Genomic DNA, 20,780 nt, shown 5'->3' with positions numbered 1-20,780 from the left:
GAGCAATGCTGGCCGCTCTGGTCATGGTGAGTGCAGGCTACGCAGCATCACTGCCGGCTCGGGCCGACGAAGTCATCCGCTTCGGCCTGGCCGCCGAACCCTACGCGCCGTTTTCGGTCAAGGACACGGCCGGCAACTGGACGGGATGGGAAGTCGAGTTGCGCGACGCGGTCTGCGAGGAGATGCAGGCGAAATGCGAATGGGTCGAGGTCGCCTGGGACGGCATCATCCCGGCGCTGCTTGAGAAGAAGTTCGACGTAATCTGGTCCTCTATGTCCATCACCGATGAACGGATGAAGGTCATCGCCTTCACCGACAAATACTACACGTCGCCCGCCGTGTGGGTGGGGGCCAAGGCCGACGCCCGCCCGTTCGACCCTGCCAATCCCTCAAGCCTCGATGGCGCCGTCGTCGGTGCGCAGGGCTCTACCACCCATGCCGCCTACATGGAGAAGTACTTCAAGGGTCACGCCGACCTCAAGCTCTACGACACGCTCGACAGCGAGGAAGCCGATCTCAAGGCAGGGCGCATCGACCTGCTTATGGCCTCGGGCATCCAGATCTCGGACTGGCTGAAGTCGGCAGACGGCAGCGACTACGAGATCAAGGTCAAGCTGCCGCATGATGACCTTTTCGGCTATGGAGATGGAGCCGGCCTCCGCAAGGAGGACACTGAACTGCGCGAACGGCTCAACACCGCGATCAAGGCGGTGCGCGCGAGTGGCAAATATGATGAGATCACATCGAAATACTTCGACTTCGACATCTACCAGTGACGGATGGAAAGCATCATCGTGACCGTCCCGCGCGCGGGACGGTTGCCGAACGGGGCGGGACGCGGTCATGACGGGTTTCTCGTGGTTTTCCGCCCTCGCCTACGGTGATACCGGGTGGGGAGACGAGTTCGTTCGCGGCGCCCTCTTCACCCTTTCCATCTCCGTCTGCAGCTACTGTCTCGGAATCGTCCTGGGCCTGTTCGGCGCGACGGCCAAGCTGTCACGAAGCCGCCCGGCCAGGGCGATGGCAACCTTCTACACCACTGCGGTCCGGGCCGTTCCCGAATTGCTCCTGATCCTGCTGATCTACTATTCGAGCACATCCGCCCTGCGCGACCTCGTTGTCGGTCTGGGCCTCGCCCGCGATTTTCAGGTCAACGGCTTCGTCGCCGCCTGCTTGTCGCTCGGCGTCGTTCAGGGGGCCTACAGCACCGAGGTCTTTCGCGGCGCCATTATCGCCGTTGGAAAGGAACAGGTGGAGGCGGCGACGGCGCTCGGCCTCTCGCGGCGCCAGACCTGGCGCCTGGTGGTCTTCCCCCAAATGCTTCACAAGGCCATACCGGGACTGGGAAATCTGTGGCTCGTCGTTCTCAAGGAAAGCTCCCTGATCTCGGTCGTGGGTTTCAGCGAGCTGCTGCTGACGGCCAAGATGGCGGGCGGCGCCGAGAACCGCTACCTCTTCTTCTTCTCCGCTGTTGCCTTCGCCTATCTAGGCCTGTCGGTCGTCTCGTCACACCTGTTCGATCTCGTCGAGCGCCAGACCGGACGCCATGAACGGGGGCATGGCTGATGGACACCGAGTTCTACACTGTCCTCTTCTGGAAGCTGGCGGAAGGCGTGAAGATCACCCTGCTGCTCCTGGTGATCTGCGGACTGCTCGGCAACCTGCTGGCGGTTCCGCTGGCATTTGCCCGCATTTCCAGGCATGCTTGGCTGCGCAAGCCCGTACATGGCTTCATCCTGTTCTTTCGCGGCACGCCGGTCCTCGTGCAGCTCTACCTGATCTATTATGGCCTAGGCGAAGTGCTCAGCCAGATGCCGACGGTCCGCTACAGCCCGATGTGGCCCTATCTCCGCTCTGCCTTCGGCTATGCCGTGCTGGCGTTGACACTCAACACGGCGGCCTACTGCGCCGAAATCTGGCGCGGCGCACTCCAGGGCCTGCCCAGGGGGCAGACGGAGGCAGCGCTGTCGCTCGGTCTGCATCCGAGGCAGCTCAACCGGCTGGTGCTCATGCCGCAGGCCTTCCGCAATGCGCTGCCGGCGCTGGCGGGACAGAACATCCTGCTCCTCAAGGCCACGTCGCTGGTTTCCACCATCACAATCTTCGAGGTGATGGCGGCCGCCAACCTGGTTCGCAGCCAGACCTTCCGCGTCTATGAAAGCCTTCTCGGCGCCGCACTCGTCTATGTCATCCTGACGGTCGTGCTCACCATCGGGTTTTCCGCGATCGAACACCGCATCGGAAGGCCCTATCGCCGATAGCCGCTTCGGGAGTGCCGCGGCCGGTCGCCTGCCCGGAACGCGGTCGGCCCGGACGCCCCAATCCCGCAGCGATCGTGCTGCGGGACGCGGGCAACAGGACGATCGTTCCATCGGGAAACAGACTAGCCCCTGCCGGGGGCGGAAACGGCAGTCTCAGAACCGGCTGACCGCAAAGGGCGAGACGTCGATTTCGGGATCCTCGCCCATCACGAGGGCGGCCATCGCACGCCCCGCGGTCGGGCCGTTGATCATGCCGGAAGACGAGAACCCAAACATGTAGAACAGGCCCTCGGTCGACGCGGACTGCGAAATGATCGGCAATCCGTCCGGCAGATAGGAACGGAATCCGCGCCAGACGCGTGTGTCATCCGTGCGAATGCCGGGCAGCACCTTTCCGATATGGGCGAGCATGCGCTCGAGCCGGTCGGCGCGGAAGCGCCGGCCCTCGCCGCCAAACTCGTAAATTCCCGCAAGCCTGATCGCACCGCGCATCGGCGTGACCGCGAAGCGGAAATCCATCGGCAGGATCGGTCGAGCCAGCGTCACGCCGCAATTGCGCAGCATGACGTGATAACCGCCCACCGCCTGGTGCGGCACCTTTTCTCCCATACGAGCGGCGAAGCGCGCCGACTCGGTTCCCGCGGCAAGCACCACGCTCCCGGCGGAAATCCTGCCGCTCGGCGTCATGACGCCGGTCGCCTGACCGCCGGCGCAGGTGACGGAAAGCACCTTCTCGTTCCGCCAGACCCCGCCGCGCGCCCGGAACAGATCGGCAAGGCGGCCGATCATCCCCTGCGGGTCGAGCGCGTGCTGGAAGGCGGGCGAATAGAGGCCGTGCGAGTACTCCGCCGAGACCGAGGGGACGAGGTCGCGCAGGTCCCTGCCGGAGACCTTTTCGAGCCGCACGCCCGCCTGTCGGATCGCGGACATGCGGTCCCATTGCGCCTCGAGCTCGGCTTCCGAGCGCATCAGGGCGACGTTGCCGTCGGCGGCAACCAGATCCTCCGCGCCCGCCTGCTGCAGCAGTTCGCGATAGTGGCCCGCGCCGGGACGCGCCAGACTGCCGAGCGCCTCGGTGATCCGCGCCACCTCCTGCGCGCCCGAATTGCGCAGCATGCGCAGAAACCAGGGCGCCATCATCGGGAAGCGGTGCCAGAAGACATTGAGCGGCGAGGATGGATTGCGCAGCATCTGCACCAGTGTCAGCGGCGTCATTCCTGCAAATACCGGCCTGAGATTGGTGTTGACGATGATTCCCGCATTGCCGAAGGATGCGCCCGAGCCCGGCTCCGCGGCATCGACAAGCGTCACCCGTGCACCACGGCGCTGCAGGTCGAGGGCGGCGCAGATGCCGGCAATGCCGGCTCCCACGACGATCGTGTCCGCTCCACCCGCTCCCGAACGGATGCGTGGCGCTTCTACAGGCGATGTCATGATCTTGTGTCCTTGGGCTCAAAGGGAAGGAAGACCTCGGCCCAGCCGCTGGTCCGCTCAAGCGTGCGGGCGGCCCGCAGGATCGCGGCTTCCGACCATCGCGGTCCGACGAGCTGGACGGAGACCGGCAGGCCGTTTTCGGCCAGCCCCATCGGCACGGCGATGGCGGGATGGCCGGTCAGGTTCCACGGGCTTGCCTGCAGCGGCCAGACGCCCGGGCGCGAAGTCGAGGCCACCGGCGGAGCGGTGCTGAGCGAGATCGCCGTCAGCATCATGTCACAGCTGCCGAACAGGTTGTCCACCGTGGCGCGAAGCCGTGCCCCCAACTGCCGGGCATCGATGTAGTCAGCCGCCCCGATGCCCGCTCCGATGGCGAAACGGCGCGCGGCGATGTTGCCGTATTCGTGCAGGCGACTGCGCAAATTCTCGCGGTGGATGGCAAAGGCTTCCGCCGCCATGATGATGCGGGCGGCCGCCGCGAACAGCCGGTACTCGGGCAGTTCCACCCCGACGATCGTCGCTCCCGCGTCCCTGAGCAGCCCTTCGGCACGGCTGATGGCGGCGCGCGTGTCGGAGTCGAGCGTCGCCTGGCTGCCGAAAAAGTCTCGCGGAACACCGATCGTGTGTCCGGCGACGCCCTTTTCGAGATCGGTCAAGTAGTCCGGCACCGGCTGATCCAGGCTGCCGGGGTCCGCCGGATCATGGCCCGCCATCACCTGGAGGGCGACCGCCGCATCGTGCACGGAGCGCGCGAGCGGACCGCAGTGGTCCAGACTCGGCGCCAGCGGGAACACGCCCCTGCGGGAGACACGGCCGAAAGTCGGTTTCAATCCGACCGCGCCGCACCAGGCGGCAGGACCACGGATGGAGCCCGTCGTGCAGGTCCCGGGCGCAAGAGGAACGAAGCCCGCGCCGATCGCCGCCGCCGAGCCGGATGAGGATCCGCCCGATTCGTGGCCGGGTTTCCATGGGTTGCGCGCAATCGGGAAAGGCAGGTCCGGCGACGGGCCGCCAAGCGCGAATTCGAATGTGTCGAGCTTGCCGATCAGGATGGCGCCGGCCGCCCGCAGCCGTTCGACGACTGCCGAATCCCGATCGGCCATGTGCCCGGACTGGATGTGCGACTGGCAGCTCGTTGACTGTCCCTCGACATCGTAGATGTCCTTGATCGCGAACGGAATGCCGTGGAGCGGCCCCTTGTCGTCACCCGCGCTCAATGCGCGGTCGGCAGCCCTCGCCGCCTCGATCGCCGCGCTCGCGTCAACGCTCAGGAAGGAGTGGACCTCCCCGTCGTCCCGGGCTATCCGGTCGAGGGTCGCGCGGATCAGTGTTTCGGACGTGGTCGAGCCGTCGCGCAAGGCAAGCGCCATCGCTTCGGCGCTGCCCCGGAGCGGCGCATCGGTGTTGCCACCGGCGACACCGGTGCCCGATCCGGACTTGAAGGCAAGCTGTTCAGTCAAGAGCCGGTTCCTGCTGCCTGAGAAGCTCTTCGCGGATCAGGGACATGAAGGAGCGCAGATGCGAATAGTCCTCGGCCGCTTCGTCCAGCCGGTCGGCGGGATAGTCGATCGCCTCGCGCTCGAAGGCTGCGACCAGGATCATTCTGCTTCGGTCGTCCGCAAATGTCATTGAACTCTCCAGCTCCGGCCTGGGGGCCGGAAAATCCGGCCCCCGTTGTCGTCCCTTACAGAAGGCCGGCTTCCTTGGCCGACGTCGTGTATGCAGCCTCGATATCGGTCAGCGTCTGGTCGACCGTCTTCTTGCCGGTCATGAACTCGACCACATTCTTCTCGATCGCATCGTTGATGAGACCGCGCCAGACCGTCGACGGGTTGGGCTTGGCGCCGTTCTGGATCGTCTCGATGGCACCCTTGGCCATTTCGGTTGGCTGGTATCCGTCGATCAGCCAGACGGCAAGATCGTTGTTCTCCTTGACCATCTCCGTATCACCGCCTTCGAGCGCGACGCGGAATGCGGCTTCTGCTTCCTCGTCGGTGATGTTCTTGGCGATGGCGATGCCATCCCAGGAGAACATCACGGCCGGAATGCCGCCGGGCACTGCCGCCGGTGCCGAAGCCGTGCCGATCAGCCCGATGACCTGGCTCTCGGCCGGGTCGTCCATCTTGGCCGCGCGCGACGCCCAGAAATTGGAGAAGGCGATCTTCTTCTGCTGAAACTGCTGCTGAACATAGGTCGCGTCGGCGACCAGATACTCCGGGTTCATGTATTCGGACAGCTTGCGCATCATTTCCAGCGTCTTGCGTCCGGCCTCGGAATTGACCGCGGGCGTGTTGTCGTCGTTGACGAATTCACCGCCATAGCCGACGAAGAGATTGTCGAAGTCGATGCCGATGTTCCAGTCAGCCATCCAGGTGGCGCCGAGCGGATAATCGACAACTCCGGCTTCCTTGATCTTCTTCGCCGCCGCCAGCACCTGCTCGTAGTCGGTCGGCACTTCGATGCCCAGATCGGCGAAGATGTCCTTCCGGTACATCAGGTGCTGCATGTTCACCATGAAGGCGATGGCCATGATCTTGCCGTCGATCTTGATCAGCTGGTTGGGATTGAGGCCCTGGCCGTATTTGGCCACCAGATCGTCGAGCGGACGGATGGTGTCCTGGTTGAGAAGCGGCACGATCGTGCCGTTGTGCACGCTGCTGATGTGATACAGCGCCGGGTTGGCGGCCAGCGCCGGAGCGCTCTTGGTGCGGACTTCCTGGTCAAGTTCCACCTGGACATTGCCGCATTCCTGCATGTTGTCGGCGATCGCCTTGTAGGCCGGAAAGGCCGAGGTGATGGCCTTGATCGGAATTTCGTTCTTGAAGGCGCAGTCAGCCGCAGCGGTGGTCGCTGACAGCATCAGCAGGGTCAGGCCCAGTGTGAATTTCTCGAATTTCATTTCAGCTCTCCTGGTTGATGGAAGTCCTGCAGCCTGTTTGCGACCGGCCCGTCGTCGTTCCTGTGGCGCCTACGGCTCGATCCTCTCCCCGGTGGTGGCGTCGAACAGATGGCAGATGGCGGCGGAAACCGTCGCGTGCACGGGGTCGCCGATGACGGCGCGGAATTCCTTCGGCGCCTTGACCGACAGCAGCGCGCCGCCGGCGTGCATGGTCACGATCGTGCAGTCCCCGAGAAGCTCGAGCGAGTAGACCTGCGCCGAAATCTCGCCCGCCGCGGTGGAGATTCCGGAATCCTCTGCCCGGAAGCCGAGGGTGACCGGTCCCTTGTGGTTCGTCGCCAGCCCCTCGATGCGGACCTTGTCGCCGGTGAAGACACCCTCCGATATCTCGCCGCTCAACAGGTTCATGGCCGGCGAGCCGATAAAGCCCGCGACGAAGGTGTTGGCGGGACGGTCGTAGATCTCGATCGGCGTGCCGACCTGCTGAACCGCACCGGCATTCATGACCACCACCCGGTCGGCCAGCGTCATCGCCTCGATCTGGTCATGGGTGACATAGATGGTGGTGGTGGCGAGCCTGTGCTGGAGGTTCTTGATCTGGGCGCGCGTCGATACCCGCAGCTTTGCATCGAGGTTGGACAGCGGCTCGTCCATCAGAAAGACCGTCGGCTCCCGGACGATGGCGCGGGCGAGCGCCACGCGCTGGCGCTGGCCGCCTGACAGCTCCGCCGGCTTGCGGTGGACGAAATCGTTGAGTTCCACCATGTCGACGGCGCGCTGCACCCGCTCCGTGTGGGTCGAGGGATCGACCTTGCGGACCTTCAGCGGGAAGCGAATGTTCTCCCAGACCGTCAGGTTGGGGTAGAGCCCGTAGGACTGGAAGACCATGGCAACGTCCCGGTCCTTCGGCTCAAGGTCGTTGACCCGCTTGCCGCCGATGAGGATGTCGCCCTCGCTCGCCGTTTCGAGACCGGCGACCATGCGCATCGTCGTCGTCTTGCCGCAGCCCGAAGGGCCCAGAAGCACGAGGAACTCGCGGTCGGCGATCTCGAGATCGAGCGACTTGACCCCTATGAACTGGCCCCACCGCTTGGTGACGCCCCTGAGCGTGATCGTTGCCATTTTGGTCTATCCTTTGACGGCGCCGGCGGTCAGGCCGCTGACTATCTGTTTCTGGAACGCCATAACCAGGAGGAACAGCGGCGCGGTGATGCTCACAGCCGCGGCCACGGCCTGGACCTGGTCGGTGGTGGTCGTTTCGGAATTGAAGAACTGGGTGATGGACGGCACCATCGTCTGGTTCTGCGAGTTGAGCAGCAGCGAGCAGATGAGGTAGTCGTTGTAGGCGAGCAGGAAGCTGAAGAGCCCCGTGGTCACCACGCCCGGCCACATCACGGGCATGATCACGCGGCGAAATGCCTCCATGTCCGAGCATCCGTCCACCCGCGCCGCCTCGTCGAGCTCTTTCGGAATCGACTGGAAGAAGGAGCGCAGCATCCAGATGGTGAACGGCTGGTTGATCGACACCAGGACGGCAATCACCGCGACGGGCTGGCCGTAGAGCGTCGGCGGGGTGGCTGTGAACAAGCCGAGGAAGGAGCCGATGATCGGGGCGTCCCAGAGCGGCTGCAGGATGTCGCGGCTGGCAATGAAGGGCGGCAGATAGCCGGTGACGAGCACCGAGTGCGGCAACGCCCGGAACACCAGCGCCAGGATCAGGAGCCAGAAGGCGACCGTGCTGGTCGACCGGGCGAGCCCGTATCCCGCCAGCGTGCCGACGGTGAGCGAAACCGTCGTCACTCCGGCAGTCACCAGCATCGTGTTGAGAAAGTTGCGATAGAAGCCGCGATCGAACCAGACCGACATATAGTGCTCGGTGGTCGCCCCGATCAAAGGATGCGCAAGATAGTCGACAAGCGGAATCTGCAGGGCGGCCGAGTCGACGGCGGAGAGCAGCGGCGGCAGCACAAACCACAGCCCGGCTCCCGCGGCGAGGACATAGAAGACGGCCGCCAGAAGCGTGCCCAGCAGTCCGCCTTCGTCGTCATCCTCGCCGGAAAATCCGAAAAGCCAGACCAGCAGGCCGCCGAACAGCGCCCCGAGCACGCTCGGACCGGTCACGCCGAATCCGGTGACCAGAACATAGAGCCACGCTGCATAGGCGACGCCCAGCACGGCAAGTCCGGCGCGCTTGCGGGCGAAGAACCGCACGGCGCGGCGGCCGAACAACCCGGGGACCTTGAGAATTGCGTAGAAGATCGCGCCGGCGATGCAGATGTCGAGGATGGAGATGCCGCCGCGGCGCTCGCGGGTGATGGGGCCGGTGATCACATCAAGTGCGCTCTCGGAGAAGGCGTCGAGCGGCAGCTTGAACGACATGGTGAAGATCCAGAGCAGCGGAAACAGCGCAAGGAAGCTCCAGAAGATCAGGAAGCTCACGCTGGCGATTCTGAGGCCGAAAGGCTGACGCATGGTGGTGTCGGACATGGTTTGGCTCCTAGGCCCGGTGATCGCGCCAGGCGCGGCGAAGGACGGGCAGGATGATCAGCACGATTCCGATCATCGTCAGCATCGACGAGGCCGACGCGCGACCGATGGCGCGGTTGCCTGAATCGTCGGGTTGCAGGAAATCGTAGGTGAGCCACTGCAGTGAAATGCGTTGCGACTGGGCATTGAAGGCGACGATCTCCTCGAACACGCGGTAGCTGTCCATCAGGTGAATCAGCGTGACGAAGACGATCAGCGGCAGCAGGTGCGGGATGATGACGTAGCGCAGCCGTTCGAAGCGGCTTGCGCCGTCGATCATCGCCGATTCGAGCGTGTCGCGATTGACCCCCTGAAGCCCGGCATAGAAGATCACGAAGGCAAAGGGCGCGATGTGCCAGACCCGATAGAACATCATCAGCGCCTCCACCGCCCAACCGTGGGTCATCACGGCGATATTGCGGTCCAGCATCGCCTCGATCAGGCGGGTGACGATGCCGTCTCCCACGAACAGCCAGTAGATCGAGATGCCGCCGATCACCGGGGTGATGATGTAGGGGAGCAGCGAGACGAAGATGATCGGACCCCGCATGCGCGCGGTCGAGTTGTTGACCGCCAGCGCGATGGCAAGTCCAAGTCCGAGCACGAACGGCAAGGTGATGAAGGTGAACGTGACGGTGAAGCGAAGGGCGCGCCAGAAGTCGATGCGCAGGATTGCGGCGGGGTTGCCGCTCGAAAACGCCTGCCAGACCACATCCGGCTCGACAACCGAACGGTAGAAGTCGAGCCCGACGAAATGCGTGGTCGTCACCGGCCTGCCGTTCTCGTCGAGCACCGCCCGCGACTTCAGCACCGTTTCGCATATTTGGGTGGGAAAGCCCGGCGAGCAGGTTTCCACTTCCACCGACTCCACGCTCGGAACCGAATGGAAGAAGCTCTGCCAGAAGACGCTGGCGAGCGGCAGCGCGATGAAGAGCACCATCAGAAAAATCGATGGTCCGACGAATTTCCAAAAGGTCTGGCGTCTCATCCTCGTCTCCCTCTCGCCCGCACTGTGTCGCGCCCCTAGATCACCTGAAGCCGGTCGAGCCGGATCTGCGCGGCACGGCGATGGCCCTCGAGCCCCTCGCTGCGCGCCTGGCGGGCGGCGGCCGGCGCGAAAGCCCGCACGCCATCCGCCTCAAGCCACTGATGGGTGGCGATCTTCAGATAGGTGCCGACCCAGAGCCCGCCGGTGTAGCGCCCGGCCGCCATGGTCGGCAGCGTGTGATTCGTGCCGGCGCACTTGTCCGAATAGACGACGCTCGCCAGTTCGCCGATGAACAGCGAGCCGTAATTTCTCAGCTTCTTGGCGAAGCCGCGCGCATCCGCGGTGTGAACCTGCAGGTGTTCGGCAGCAATGTGATCGGAATAGGCGATCATCGCCGCTTCGTCTTCCGCCACCGCGATCTCGCCGTAGTCCCGCCAGGCCGGGCCGGCGGTGTGGGCTGTCGACAGCGTTCCGAGCTGGCGCTCGATTTCGGTCGCAACCGCCTCGGCCAGGCCGCGATCGGTCGTGATCAAGCCGACCCGGGTCCGCACGTCGTGCTCGGCCTGGGCCAGCAGGTCCGTCGCGATGATCTCGGCGTCGCCGGTGCTGTCGGCCAGCACATAGATTTCCGAGGGGCCGGCAAGCTGGTCGATGCCCACGGGGCCGAACACCTGGCGCTTGGCCTCGTTGACGAATGCGTTGCCGGGTCCCACGATCTTGTCGACGGCGGGCACCGTTTCGGTGCCGTACGCCATGGCGGCGATCGCCTGCGCGCCGCCGATGCGGAAGACGCGGTCCGCGCCGGAAAGATGGCAGCCCGCGATCATCGCCGGATGCGCGTTGGGCGGCAGGCAGGCCACCACTTCGTCGACGCCGGCCACCTTTGCGGGGACAATGGTCATGACAGGAGCGGAGAGCAGCGGATAGCGCCCGCCCGGCACATACGCGCCAATGCGCTCGATCGGGATAACCCTGTGGCCGAGAAACGCACCGGGCGTGGTCTCGATCTCGAGCGGCAGGACGGTAGCCAGCTGCGCCTCGGCGAACCGGCGGACATTGGCGATGGCAAACTCCGTGTCTTCTCGGGTCTTCGGGTCCAGCCCGTCGACCGCGGCCTGGCGATCAGCCGCCGACACCTCGAAGGCCGCGAGCTCGCTGCTGTCAAACTTCATCGCATAGTCGGCAACGGCGGCATCGCCGCGCTCCCGCACGTCGGCGAGCACGCCGGAGACGATCTTCGCAACTTCGACATTGTCGCCGGAGGCGCTGCGCACCGGGGACTTGTAGAGGGAGATTCCGGGAAAGGTGTCGGGCTGGTTCATGCTGGTGACTTTCGGATGGGAACGGCTTCAGGATGCGTCGGCAACGACGATCATCTCGACCTTGAGGTTCTTGTTGGCAAGGTTCACCTGCGCACAGGCGCGCACAGGCGGATTGGCGGGGTCGACCCATTCGTTCCAGACCTCGGTCACCTCCTGGAAGTACATCAGGTGCGACAGCCAGATGGTGATATGGGCGATGCGGCTCTTGCTTGACCCGACGCTTTCAAGACGGCGCTCGATCTCCTGGAAGATGGCAGCGGCCTGCTCGGCGGCGGTCTGGTCATGCCGGATCGGCAGCGGCGGAATGACGGTCATGTGGGCCGTGCCGTTGACAACCGCGATCGAGGAGGAACGAACCGCGGAAAGGCCCTGCGCGTCCGCGGATTTGAGATGATGCCGGATCATGATGCCACCGCTGGAAAATCATAGAGCCTGGCGGGGTTGTCGCGCAGGATGGCGCCGAGTTCGCCCTCGTCGGTCGTGTAGTCGAGAAGCAGGTCGAGCAGCGAGGCATGATCGGGGACCGGCTCGCCCAGAACGGGAAGCATCGACTGTGGCCATTCGCTGCCCCAGACGACCTGGGTCGGCGCCGCGTCCAGAAAGGCGCGCGCGATCGGCACCAGTTCGGGCCACGGAGCCGGGCGCCTGTGGCGGCCCGCATAGGGAGCCGTCAGCTTGACCCAGCCGCGACCGCTGGCCAGAAGCCGGACCACCGCCTGCACCGCGGGATGATCGACCGGCAGCGCATCGATGAATTTGCCGTAATGGTCGAGCACCACATGACAGGGCAAGGCCAGAAGCCGGTCGACGAGGTCGGGCAGCTTGCGCCCGTCGGTCTGCAGATCGATGTGCCATCCAAAGGGCGCGATCCTGGCGGCCACATCCTCAAGCGCGTCGAGCGAAAGGATGCCGTTGTTCATCTCGAAGCGGATGCCACGCACGCCGGCGTCCGAAAGCCGCTGCAATTCGGCCTCCTCGATGTCGGGCTGGACCACGGCGACACCACGGGCAGTGCCTTCGAAGCTCTCGAGCGCCGCCAGCAGGTTGGAATTGTCCGCTCCGTGGGTGACCGACTGAATGACCACGGACCGCGACAGGCCGAGCCGGTTGCGGATCGCCCTGTTGTAATGCGGAACCGTGGCGACGGGCGGCGGGTAAGGCGTATCCTTGCGCGGCAGGAAGCGCGGCTCGAAGATGTGCATGTGGCAGTCGCACGCCCCATCCGGCGCCTTCAGCTTCGGCGGCGTCAGCTCCTGTTCCGGAACAGGGGCTGGTTTCAGTGTGGTCTGCGCGACGGCCATCCTCGAAAATCCTCTGGGTCATTCGTGTTCATGGCACCGTCACAAAAAATGAACAGCTTTGCAAGAACTTTTTTCTGATGGGTTGATGTTGGCTTATTTGCCACCTATAACCAAATCATCGCAGGAGTTTTATATGCAGCGCCTGCTCACAACAATTTAAGAACAGCTTTGCAAGAGGTGAAACCGGTGGGAATTCTGCACGAAGGCCGCTGGAACGGCGGAGACGACAGGCAGATCGGCGCATCCGGCTGGGAACCGCGACAGGAGCACCTGCGCGGAACCGTTTCGGCCAAGCCCGATGGCGGCGCGCTGCCTGCGGTCGCGGGCCGCTACCATCTGATTGACTGCCCGGGCTGTCCCCTCAGCCACCGCGTCACCATGGCGCTGCGGATGAAGGGGCTCGAAGGGTCGATTTCGACGGCGCGGGTCAGACCCGTCATGGGCCCCAATGGCCGTGAATTCGAGACCGGAGATCACCCGGTCGATCCCGTCACCGGCTTCCGCTTTCTTTACGAGGCCTACATCGCCACCGATCCGACCTACTCGGGTCGCGCATCCACCCCGGTCTTGTGGGATCGTCACCAGGGGCGCATCGTCTCGAACTGCTACAGCGATATCTTCGGCATGGTGAACGGCGAGTTCGAGGCGTTTGCCGAAAGGCGCGTCGACTTCCGGCCTGAAGACCTGCGAGACGAACTTGCGGCGGAGTTGTCCTGGCTCGGCCAGAATTTCACCGGCGCGGTCTATCGATGCGGCTTCGCCCGCGACCAGGCCGTCTTCGACGACTATGTGGAGCGGATCCGCACTGCCGTGAGCCAGCTCGACGCAAAGCTCGCCGACCGCCTCTATCTGTTGGGCGATCGCGTCACGGAGGCGGATCTGGCGCTGCTGGCCTGCCTGCTCCGGTTCGACGCCATCTACCTCCCGCTCTTCCAGTGCACCAGCGCGCGCATTGCCGATCACCCGGTGATTTGCGCCTATGTCGATCGGATGCTGGCGCTTCCCGGCATTGCCGAAAGCTTCGACATCAACGCGTCGATGACGCACTATTACCGCTCCCACGCGCACATCAATCCGACCCGCATCGTGCCGCCACAGCCGTCGCTCGGCTGGACGCTGCCCGCTGTTTGCAACTCCCGCGGCGCAACGTATTAGTTGCTGAACGGAAAGATGGCGCGGAGTGAGCGGATGAGTGAAATGGACGTCAACGACAAGGGCCGGCGCAGTGCGTCATCGGCCGATGTGGCGGCGCTCGCGGGGGTTTCGAGAGCGACCGTGTCGCGTTGCTTCACCGATGGCACCTCGGTCAAGGGCGACACGCGCCAGCGGGTGCTCGCCGCCGCCCGAACGCTGGGCTATGAGCCCAACCTGCTCGCCCGCATGCTGAACAAGCAGGAAAGCAACATCGTCGCGGTCCTGACCTCCGACTTCGCAAACCCGTTCCAGCCAGCCCTGATGGAAGCGCTGACGAGCGGCATGCGCGCCGAGCAACTCACGCCCCTGCTGCTCAAGGGAACCTCGCCCATGGAATCGGCTGACGAGTTGATCCAGCTCGCGCTGTCCTACCGGGTGGCGGCGATTGTGGTTACCGTTCTCAACGCTTCGCAGCGGATGATCGAGCGCTGTTTCGAGGCGCATGTCCCGCTGATCTTCCTCAACCGGGTGGCGGAGGATACGCCGGCGACCTCGGTTTGCCTGAACTCCCGCAGCGGCGCCCGGCGCGTTGCCGAAATCTTCGTCGAAAGCGGCACAACCCGGATCGGCATGATCTCGGGAAATACGGGCTCCTGGACCAATTCGATGCGGCGCGGCGGCTTCCGTGAGCGCCTTGACGAACTGGGCCATGACCTGCTTGGCCATATCCAGGGCGATTTCTCCTACCAGAGCGGTCACAAGGCCGCATTGCAGCTGATGGCCGACTTTCCCCGGCTGGACGCGATCTATGCCTGCAATGATGCCATGGCCTTTGGCGCCATGGACGCCATCCGTTTCGTCCGCGGCGCGCGCGTGCCGGACGACATCTCCGTCGTCGGCTTCGACGACGTGCCGGTCGCCGCATGGGGCGCCTACCGGTTGACGACCATCCATCAGCCCGTGGCGCAGATGGTCGAACAGACCATCCAGATCCTCAAGCGCCCGGACCGCGGCCTCGGCCTCTCCGAACAGGTGTTCCTGTATGACGGCCACCTCGTCCAGCGCGACACCACACGCCCGGTCACCCTGCGCGAGGGCGAGAGCGATGAAACCACAGACCCAGCCAAAACAGACGCCAGATAAGGATTTCCAATGACCGTCCAGTATCTCAAGCAAGGCAAACCCGAGAGCGACCGCGCCAAGGACGATGCGCAGGTGCGTCATACGGTCGAGACCGCACTCAAGGACATCGAGACAAGGGGCGACGCCGCGCTGCGCGACATGAGCGCCAGGTTCGACGGCTATACCCCGGAAAGTTACCGGCTGAGCCAGGAGGAGATCGACGGGTTGATCACCGAACTGAGCGAGCGCGATCTCGAGGACATCAGGTTCGCCCAGGAACAGGTGCGCAATTTCGCCCGCGCTCAGCGCGCCACGATGACAGATCTCGAGGTCGAGACGATGCCGGGGGTTGTTCTCGGCCACAAGACCATACCGGTCCAGTCGGTCGGCTGCTACGTGCCTGCCGGCAAGTTCCCGATGGTCGCCTCTGCGCATATGTCGGTGGCCACCGCCTCGGTTGCCGGCGTGCCGCGCATCGTCGCCTGCACGCCGCCCTTCAAGGGCCGGCCGAATGCGGCGGTGATCGCGGCCATGCATCTGGGCGGCGCCCATGAGATCTATGTTCTCGGCGGGATCCAGGCGATCGGCGCCATGGCGATCGGCACCGAGACGATCAAGCCGGTGCACATGCTTGTGGGCCCCGGAAACGCCTTCGTCGCGGAGGCCAAGCGCCAGCTCTACGGCCGCGTGGGCATCGACCTCTTCGCCGGCCCCACCGAAACGATGGTCATCGCCGACGACACGGTGGACGGCGAGCTTTGCGCCACCGATCTGTTGGGCCAGGCCGAACACGGCTACAATTCGCCGGCCGTGCTGCTGACCAATTCCGCGGCACTGGCCCGGTCGACCATGGACGAGATCGACCGGCTGCTGCAGATCCTGCCGACAGCGGAAACGGCGAGGCGGAGCTGGGAGGATTACGGCGAGGTCATCCTCTGCGACACCTATGACGAAATGCTGCAGATGGCCGAGGAGATCGCCAGCGAGCATGTTCAGGTGATGACCGACCGCGACGACTGGTTCCTCGACAACATGACCACCTACGGCGCGCTGTTCCTGGGTGCGCGAACCAATGTCGCCAATGGCGACAAGGTCATCGGAACAAACCATACGCTGCCCACCAAGAAGGCCGGCCGCTACACCGGCGGTCTCTGGGTCGGCAAGTTCCTCAAGACCCACAGCTACCAGCGCATCACCACCGACGAGGCGGCCGCCCATATCGGCGCCTACTGCTCGCGGCTGTGCATGCTCGAAGGCTTCGTCGGCCACGCCGAGCAGGCCAATATCCGCGTGCGCAGATATGGCGGCCGCAACATCCCCTATGGCGAGGCGGCCGAATGACGCCTTCGCGCTTCGACCTGACGGGCCGTCGGGCGCTTGTCACCGGCGCCGGTCGGGGCATCGGGCGGGCGATCGCCGCAGCACTTGCCGAAGCGGGGGCAGAGGTCACCCTGCTGGCCCGCACCGGCGCCGAAGTCGAGGCCGGTGCGGCCGAAATCCGGGCCGCCGGCGGCAGGGCTCGGGCCGAGATCTGCGACGTCACCGACGTCGCGGCCTTCGCGGCCCTGATTGCTGCCGGTCCGGTCTACGACATCTTCGTCAACAACGCGGGCACGAATCGGCCAAAGCCGCTGAGCGACGTCACGGAGGACGATTTCGACGCGGTGATCGGGCTCAATCTGCGCGCGGCCGTGTTTGCCGCGCAAGCGGTCACCGCTCGAATGATCGCCGGGAAAAAGCCCGGCTCGGTCATCAACATCTCATCCCAGATGGGCCATGTCGGCGCCGCCAACCGGACACTCTACTGCGCGTCCAAATGGGCGATCGAAGGTTTCACCAAGTCGCTGGCCGTCGAGCTCGGTTCCCATGGCATCCGCGTCAACACGATCTGTCCGACCTTCATCGAGACGCCGATGACCCGGCCCATGCTCGCCGACCCGGCCTTCCGCCGCTCGGTCATGCAGAAGATCAAGCTCGGCCGCCTCGGCAGGCCCGAAGACGTCGCGGACGCCGCGGTGTATCTTGCGTCGGATGCCTCCAGCCTGATGACCGGCTCGGCGCTCATGCTCGATGGCGGCTGGACCGCGGACTGAAGGGCGGATCCGGGAGCGATCCATCACCAACCCGCCGCCGGAACGGCCCGGCTCATGCGCCCTTCAGGGCGGCGATACCCTTGCCGCTTGTCAAAAGCAGCGATTGGTCCGAGCCGATGACGAAGACCGTCATCCCCGCATCCTTCCAGCGCGCGAAGCGAGCTGGCGTCCCCAGGAAGATGCCTGCCGCCCGCCCGGCCCGCTTCGCGGCCGCGATGACCTTGTCGATCGCCATGTCGAGTTCGGGCGACTCCATCTCGCAGCCGAGCGACAGCGACAGATCGGCCGGTCCGACGAACAGCACGTCGATATCAGGGTTGCCGGCAATGGCGTCGAGTTCATCGAGCGCCGACGCGTCCTCGATCTGGGCCATGATCACGTTGTCCGCGTCCATCCGCTGCCGATATTCGACCGCAACGGCCGTTCCGTAGTCGCCGGCCCGACCCGAGGGCGAAAATCCCCGCGCCCCGCGCCCGTATCTGACGGCATCGGCGAGCGCGCCCGCATCCGCGCCGTTGCGGACATGCGGGGCCATGACGCCCGAACAGCCGAGATCGAGCGCCGGCCAGATCGCCGATGCCACAACCCCGGTCGACCTGATGAGCAGCGGCAGGCCGGCGGAACGGGCGCCAAGCGCCATGCGGTCGAGATCGGCAATGCCGATCGGACCGTGCTCCATGTCGGCGACCGCGAAGTCGAGCCCGGCAAGGCCCAGTATTTCCGCGATGGCATGAGCCGGCGTCTTCTGAAAACACCCGACGACGCATTCTCCCTCATGGATCCGCTTGCGCAAACTTTGCTTCATGTCCTGCCACCTCGCCCGGAGCGCTCGAGAGACGGCACCCCCGTCCCTCTGTTGAAGATAATGATGAACAGCTTTGCATACATGGGACGAGGTGTCGAGCGCAGCCTTGAGATGACCTGATTGCCCGGCCGATTGCCGCGCCGGCCTGCATTGGCTCGTAAGGCGGTGAAGGCTGACGAAAACCGGACGCGCCGCCGTCTCTGCTTCCACAACGGAAATGACCTGACGGGATCAGAATATGCTGTGATTTTCGCGACAGATGACCCGCTCCGTGCTTTCGGCTCCGTGCTTTCGGCAAGGTCAACGTCCTCCAGTCCCAAACCGCCGCGAGGGATGGTCATGATCGCCGGGGGTGGCCGCCGGGCGGGCCGAATCGGGCACCTCGCCGCTCCGGAAAGTCGGCGCATAAAGTTGACACATATTTGCAAACGTGTTCATTATCGCCGAAATCATCCTGCAAGCTAGTGAACGGAAGCATCGTCATGGGAATACGGGCCTCGATCAGACCACCACTCCTGCCGGGAGACGGACAGAAGAGCGGATGGAACGCCATTCTCGAGGATCGGCCGACCTCGCCGCTTCAGGGCAACCACACCGCGGAGTGGGTGGTTGTCGGAGCAGGCTTCACGGGCATTTCGTGCGCACGGCGGCTGGCGGAGCTCAGGCCGAACGACAGGATCATCCTGGTGGATGCCCTGCCCCTCGGCTTTGGTGCTTCGGGGCGCAATTCGGGCGTGGTCACCGAATCGCTCGCTCCGGAAGGCGGCATCAAGGGGCTGTCGCTTGACCGCGCGCGGCAGAAGACCAGGCTGATGAACGCCGGCACCGAAATGCTGCGTCGGCTCACCCGGCAGCACGCCATCGCTTGCGACTGGTCCGACAAGCCGCGCATCAAGGCGAGCACCAATCCCGTCGGCGAGAGCTATCTCCGCGGCCTGAAGGAAGGCTACGAGAAGGTCGGCACCCAGGTGGACTGGGTTTCGAAGGAAGAGGTGCGCCACCAGCTCGGCACCGATTTCTACGGGTCCGGCATCGCCATCCACGGCAACGGCATCGTCCAGCCGGCCGCACTTCTGCGCGGCCTTGCCGACGCCCTGCCTGGCAACGTCATCCTCGCCGATGCGTCTCCGGTCATCGAGATGTCCAGCGAGGCTCCGTTCCGGGTGACGCTTCCCGCCGCCACGATCACCTGCGAGAAGGTGATGCTGTGCAGCAATATCTTCCTGCCGCAGTTCGGCTTCGGCCGCGGCCGCTACATGTTCCTCGCCACCCATGCGAGCCTGACGGAACCCATGTCCGCAGAGCAGGCGGCGGGCTTCCCGGTCAACGAGCCCTTCTCGCTGGTCCCGGCGATCCACGGTGCGGCCTCGCTGCGGCGAACTGCGGACAACCGGATTCTCATGCGCAAGTCGACCAATTATGCCCAGCCCGACCTCAGGTTCGATGGCGAGGCGCTCAGCGAGGTGCGCAAGGCACACCGGAAAGCCATCGATGATCGGTGGCCGGCGCTGCGCGAACTGCCGATCGCGCACACCTGGGGCGGGATCGTCTCGTATCCGGCGAACCATGGACAGATGTTCGGGAAGTTCGGACCGGGCCTCTACGCGTCGTCGTCCTGCTGCGGCATCGGTGTCAGTCTGGGAACCATCTCGGGCACGCTGCTCGCGGACCTCGCCTGCGGCGAAGGGTCGGAGTTGCTCGATCTGGTCCAGGCCGTGCCTGCGCCCACGCCCATGCCGCCCGAACCCTTCCGCCGCTACATCGCGGAAAAGGCACTGCGAAATTCGACCCGCAAATGCCAACCCGACTGACGCCTGGGCTCGACGATCGACCGCCAAACGAGGGTGCCGGCCGGACGTCGCCAGCCGCGCCCGGCGTTGCCCTGGGGAACGGTGACCCAGCGGCAGGAATCGCAGGGGAAGCCCTGCCCGGTCGCCGTCCGGATGGGTGTTGATGCCTTCGACCGCGATGCTGCTGCACTGCACGGCGGGCGGCAGGCGTCCGATTTTCGGCGTCGCCACGGATGACATCAGCTTCGCCGGCTGAGATGCCTTGTGTTCAGGCTCGGATCGATCCCGACCGCCCGCACGAGGCGGCCGCGTTCAACCTCCGCGCACGACCATGCCTGAATCCCGATGGCGCCGAAGACTGTCGATTGCTGACTTGAATTGATGGACTGGCTGGGGCCTGCAGTCCAAACTTAGGACTTCTCTGCTTACAAGACATTGACAAAGCTATTAAATTAATGTTTTCTAATATTCATGTACAACAGTCTCGTACGACAGTCCGGGGTGAAAGATTATCACTACCATTGCCATCCCCACAAAACCTGTTGGCGGATAACGTCAGTTATTCGACTGATCAAACTGGCAATTTCAAGCGGAAATAATTTCCGCTTGAAATTGCCCACCGGACTGCGTGCACGGCGCAGGTTGTCGAATAGGTGCTCGTTCAAGAGTTCGTCGCGCATCCGGCCATTGATGGATTCAACGAACCCGTTGCCACAGGCTTTGCCAGCCTCGGCCTTACCTTCGTCCTTGGCCCGACCGTCATCGGCATCGCCTGGATCAGCTACCGGCCACTTCTGGGTGGACTGATTCTGATCATCGGCTTCGTGGCCGCGGCGGCCTTCTTCTACTTTGGCAAACCCATATCTGCAGCCAAGACGCAGGAGGTGCCTGCAGCCATCTGATCGGACCTGCGACCCAAGAGGCATATCTGAAAGGAATATGGAGCTCTGAACCCGGTTCACCGGCCGCATCGGCAGTCTGGAGTTTTGGAAAGGATCGGGCTCCTGATAGCGGTCAGCCGTTCAACGAAAATGTTCGGAAAGACCACGATTCGAACTCGCACAACGAGCGCTACGGAACCGTACGTGCGCCAAGGCCATCAAAG

19 protein-coding genes and 1 pseudogene are annotated in these 20,780 nt (G+C 64.4%); 8 read left to right on the top strand and 12 right to left on the bottom strand.

All coding sequences use genetic code 11. From position 1 onward, the window contains the following. The first annotated feature begins 8 nt into the window (after positions 1-8). The 3 genes from DFR52_RS09475 to DFR52_RS09465 all read left to right on the top strand — a co-directional run bounded on the left by DFR52_RS09475 (position 9) and on the right by DFR52_RS09465 (position 2,261). Positions 9-776, top strand: coding sequence for a transporter substrate-binding domain-containing protein (locus DFR52_RS09475; protein WP_483423388.1), 768 nt, complete (start codon positions 9-11; stop codon positions 774-776). 67 nt (positions 777-843) lie between these two features. After that, positions 844-1,566 carry an ABC transporter permease gene (locus tag DFR52_RS09470; protein ID WP_110031685.1) on the top strand — a complete coding sequence of 241 codons (723 nt, stop codon included), beginning with the start codon at positions 844-846 and terminating at the stop codon, positions 1,564-1,566. Continuing rightward, the gene (locus tag DFR52_RS09465; RefSeq protein WP_110031684.1) at positions 1,566-2,261 is read left to right on the top strand and encodes an ABC transporter permease; all 696 of its coding nucleotides are present in this window, start codon (positions 1,566-1,568) and stop codon (positions 2,259-2,261) included. The genes DFR52_RS09470 and DFR52_RS09465 overlap by 1 nt, the downstream gene beginning before the upstream one ends. A 153-nt stretch (positions 2,262-2,414) precedes the next feature. Here DFR52_RS09465 and DFR52_RS09460 read toward each other — a convergent pair whose 3' ends face one another. The 10 genes from DFR52_RS09460 to DFR52_RS09420 all read right to left on the bottom strand — a co-directional run bounded on the left by DFR52_RS09460 (position 2,415) and on the right by DFR52_RS09420 (position 12,731). Further along, complete coding sequence (locus DFR52_RS09460; RefSeq protein WP_110031683.1) at positions 2,415-3,695, bottom strand: NAD(P)/FAD-dependent oxidoreductase; 1,281 nt, start codon at positions 3,693-3,695, stop codon at positions 2,415-2,417. Next, on the bottom strand, positions 3,692-5,155 hold the full coding sequence (locus tag DFR52_RS09455; protein ID WP_210205810.1) for an amidase: 1,464 nt from the start codon (positions 5,153-5,155) through the stop codon (positions 3,692-3,694). Before DFR52_RS09455 ends, DFR52_RS09460 begins: the two co-directional genes overlap by 4 nt. After that, positions 5,148-5,324, bottom strand: coding sequence for a hypothetical protein (locus DFR52_RS24485; protein WP_158284918.1), 177 nt, complete (start codon positions 5,322-5,324; stop codon positions 5,148-5,150). Before DFR52_RS24485 ends, DFR52_RS09455 begins: the two co-directional genes overlap by 8 nt. A gap of 55 nt (positions 5,325-5,379) precedes the next feature. Beyond that, positions 5,380-6,594, bottom strand: a complete 1,215-nt coding sequence (locus tag DFR52_RS09450; RefSeq protein WP_110031682.1) for an ABC transporter substrate-binding protein — start codon at positions 6,592-6,594, stop codon at positions 5,380-5,382. A 69-nt stretch (positions 6,595-6,663) separates the two neighbouring features. Beyond that, complete coding sequence (locus DFR52_RS09445) at positions 6,664-7,716, bottom strand: ABC transporter ATP-binding protein (protein ID WP_110031681.1); 1,053 nt, start codon at positions 7,714-7,716, stop codon at positions 6,664-6,666. Between the two features lie 6 nt (positions 7,717-7,722). After that, entirely contained in the window at positions 7,723-9,081 is a 1,359-nt protein-coding gene (locus DFR52_RS24840) for a carbohydrate ABC transporter permease (RefSeq protein ID WP_245415264.1), read from the bottom strand. 10 nt (positions 9,082-9,091) lie between these two features. Next, positions 9,092-10,108, bottom strand: a complete 1,017-nt coding sequence (locus DFR52_RS09435; RefSeq protein ID WP_110031680.1) for a carbohydrate ABC transporter permease — start codon at positions 10,106-10,108, stop codon at positions 9,092-9,094. Between the two features lie 35 nt (positions 10,109-10,143). Next, entirely contained in the window at positions 10,144-11,430 is a 1,287-nt protein-coding gene (gene hisD, locus DFR52_RS09430) for a histidinol dehydrogenase (RefSeq protein WP_110031679.1), read from the bottom strand. A 27-nt stretch (positions 11,431-11,457) separates the two neighbouring features. After that, positions 11,458-11,835, bottom strand: a complete 378-nt coding sequence (locus DFR52_RS09425) for a Rid family hydrolase (RefSeq protein ID WP_110031678.1) — start codon at positions 11,833-11,835, stop codon at positions 11,458-11,460. Further along, entirely contained in the window at positions 11,832-12,731 is a 900-nt protein-coding gene (locus tag DFR52_RS09420; protein WP_110031677.1) for an amidohydrolase family protein, read from the bottom strand. The genes DFR52_RS09425 and DFR52_RS09420 overlap by 4 nt, the downstream gene beginning before the upstream one ends. 186 nt (positions 12,732-12,917) lie before the next feature. On the opposite strand from DFR52_RS09420, the gene DFR52_RS09415 reads away from it, so the two are divergent. The 4 genes from DFR52_RS09415 to DFR52_RS09400 are packed head-to-tail and all read left to right on the top strand — an operon-like array spanning position 12,918 to position 17,080. Next, positions 12,918-13,886 (top strand): glutathione S-transferase C-terminal domain-containing protein, encoded by a 969-nt coding sequence (locus DFR52_RS09415; protein ID WP_110031676.1) that lies wholly within the window; start codon positions 12,918-12,920, stop codon positions 13,884-13,886. 33 nt (positions 13,887-13,919) lie between these two features. Continuing rightward, positions 13,920-15,008: a LacI family DNA-binding transcriptional regulator gene (locus DFR52_RS09410; protein WP_158284917.1), complete on the top strand. Its 1,089-nt coding sequence runs from the start codon at positions 13,920-13,922 to the stop codon at positions 15,006-15,008. A gap of 9 nt (positions 15,009-15,017) precedes the next feature. Next, entirely contained in the window at positions 15,018-16,328 is a 1,311-nt protein-coding gene (gene hisD / locus DFR52_RS09405; RefSeq protein ID WP_110031674.1) for a histidinol dehydrogenase, read from the top strand. Continuing rightward, complete coding sequence (locus DFR52_RS09400; RefSeq protein WP_110031673.1) at positions 16,325-17,080, top strand: SDR family NAD(P)-dependent oxidoreductase; 756 nt, start codon at positions 16,325-16,327, stop codon at positions 17,078-17,080. Before hisD (DFR52_RS09405) ends, DFR52_RS09400 begins: the two co-directional genes overlap by 4 nt. Positions 17,081-17,132: 52 nt before the next feature. Here DFR52_RS09400 and DFR52_RS09395 read toward each other — a convergent pair whose 3' ends face one another. Beyond that, entirely contained in the window at positions 17,133-17,885 is a 753-nt protein-coding gene (locus tag DFR52_RS09395) for an HpcH/HpaI aldolase family protein (RefSeq protein ID WP_110031672.1), read from the bottom strand. 482 nt (positions 17,886-18,367) lie between these two features. Between DFR52_RS09395 and DFR52_RS09390 the strand changes: the two genes are divergently transcribed. Further along, positions 18,368-19,696 carry an NAD(P)/FAD-dependent oxidoreductase gene (locus DFR52_RS09390; RefSeq protein WP_110031671.1) on the top strand — a complete coding sequence of 443 codons (1,329 nt, stop codon included), beginning with the start codon at positions 18,368-18,370 and terminating at the stop codon, positions 19,694-19,696. A gap of 605 nt (positions 19,697-20,301) precedes the next feature. Here DFR52_RS09390 and DFR52_RS09385 read toward each other — a convergent pair. Beyond that, positions 20,302-20,400 (bottom strand): annotated as a pseudogene (locus DFR52_RS09385) (integrase core domain-containing protein); the annotation flags it as partial. Positions 20,401-20,780: the final 380 nt, after the last annotated feature.

The sequence above is a fragment of the Hoeflea marina genome, assembly GCF_003182275.1.
In the GTDB taxonomy this organism is placed as follows: Bacteria; Pseudomonadota; Alphaproteobacteria; order Rhizobiales; family Rhizobiaceae; genus Hoeflea; species Hoeflea marina.
This window is presented reverse-complemented; position numbering and strand designations above follow the sequence as displayed.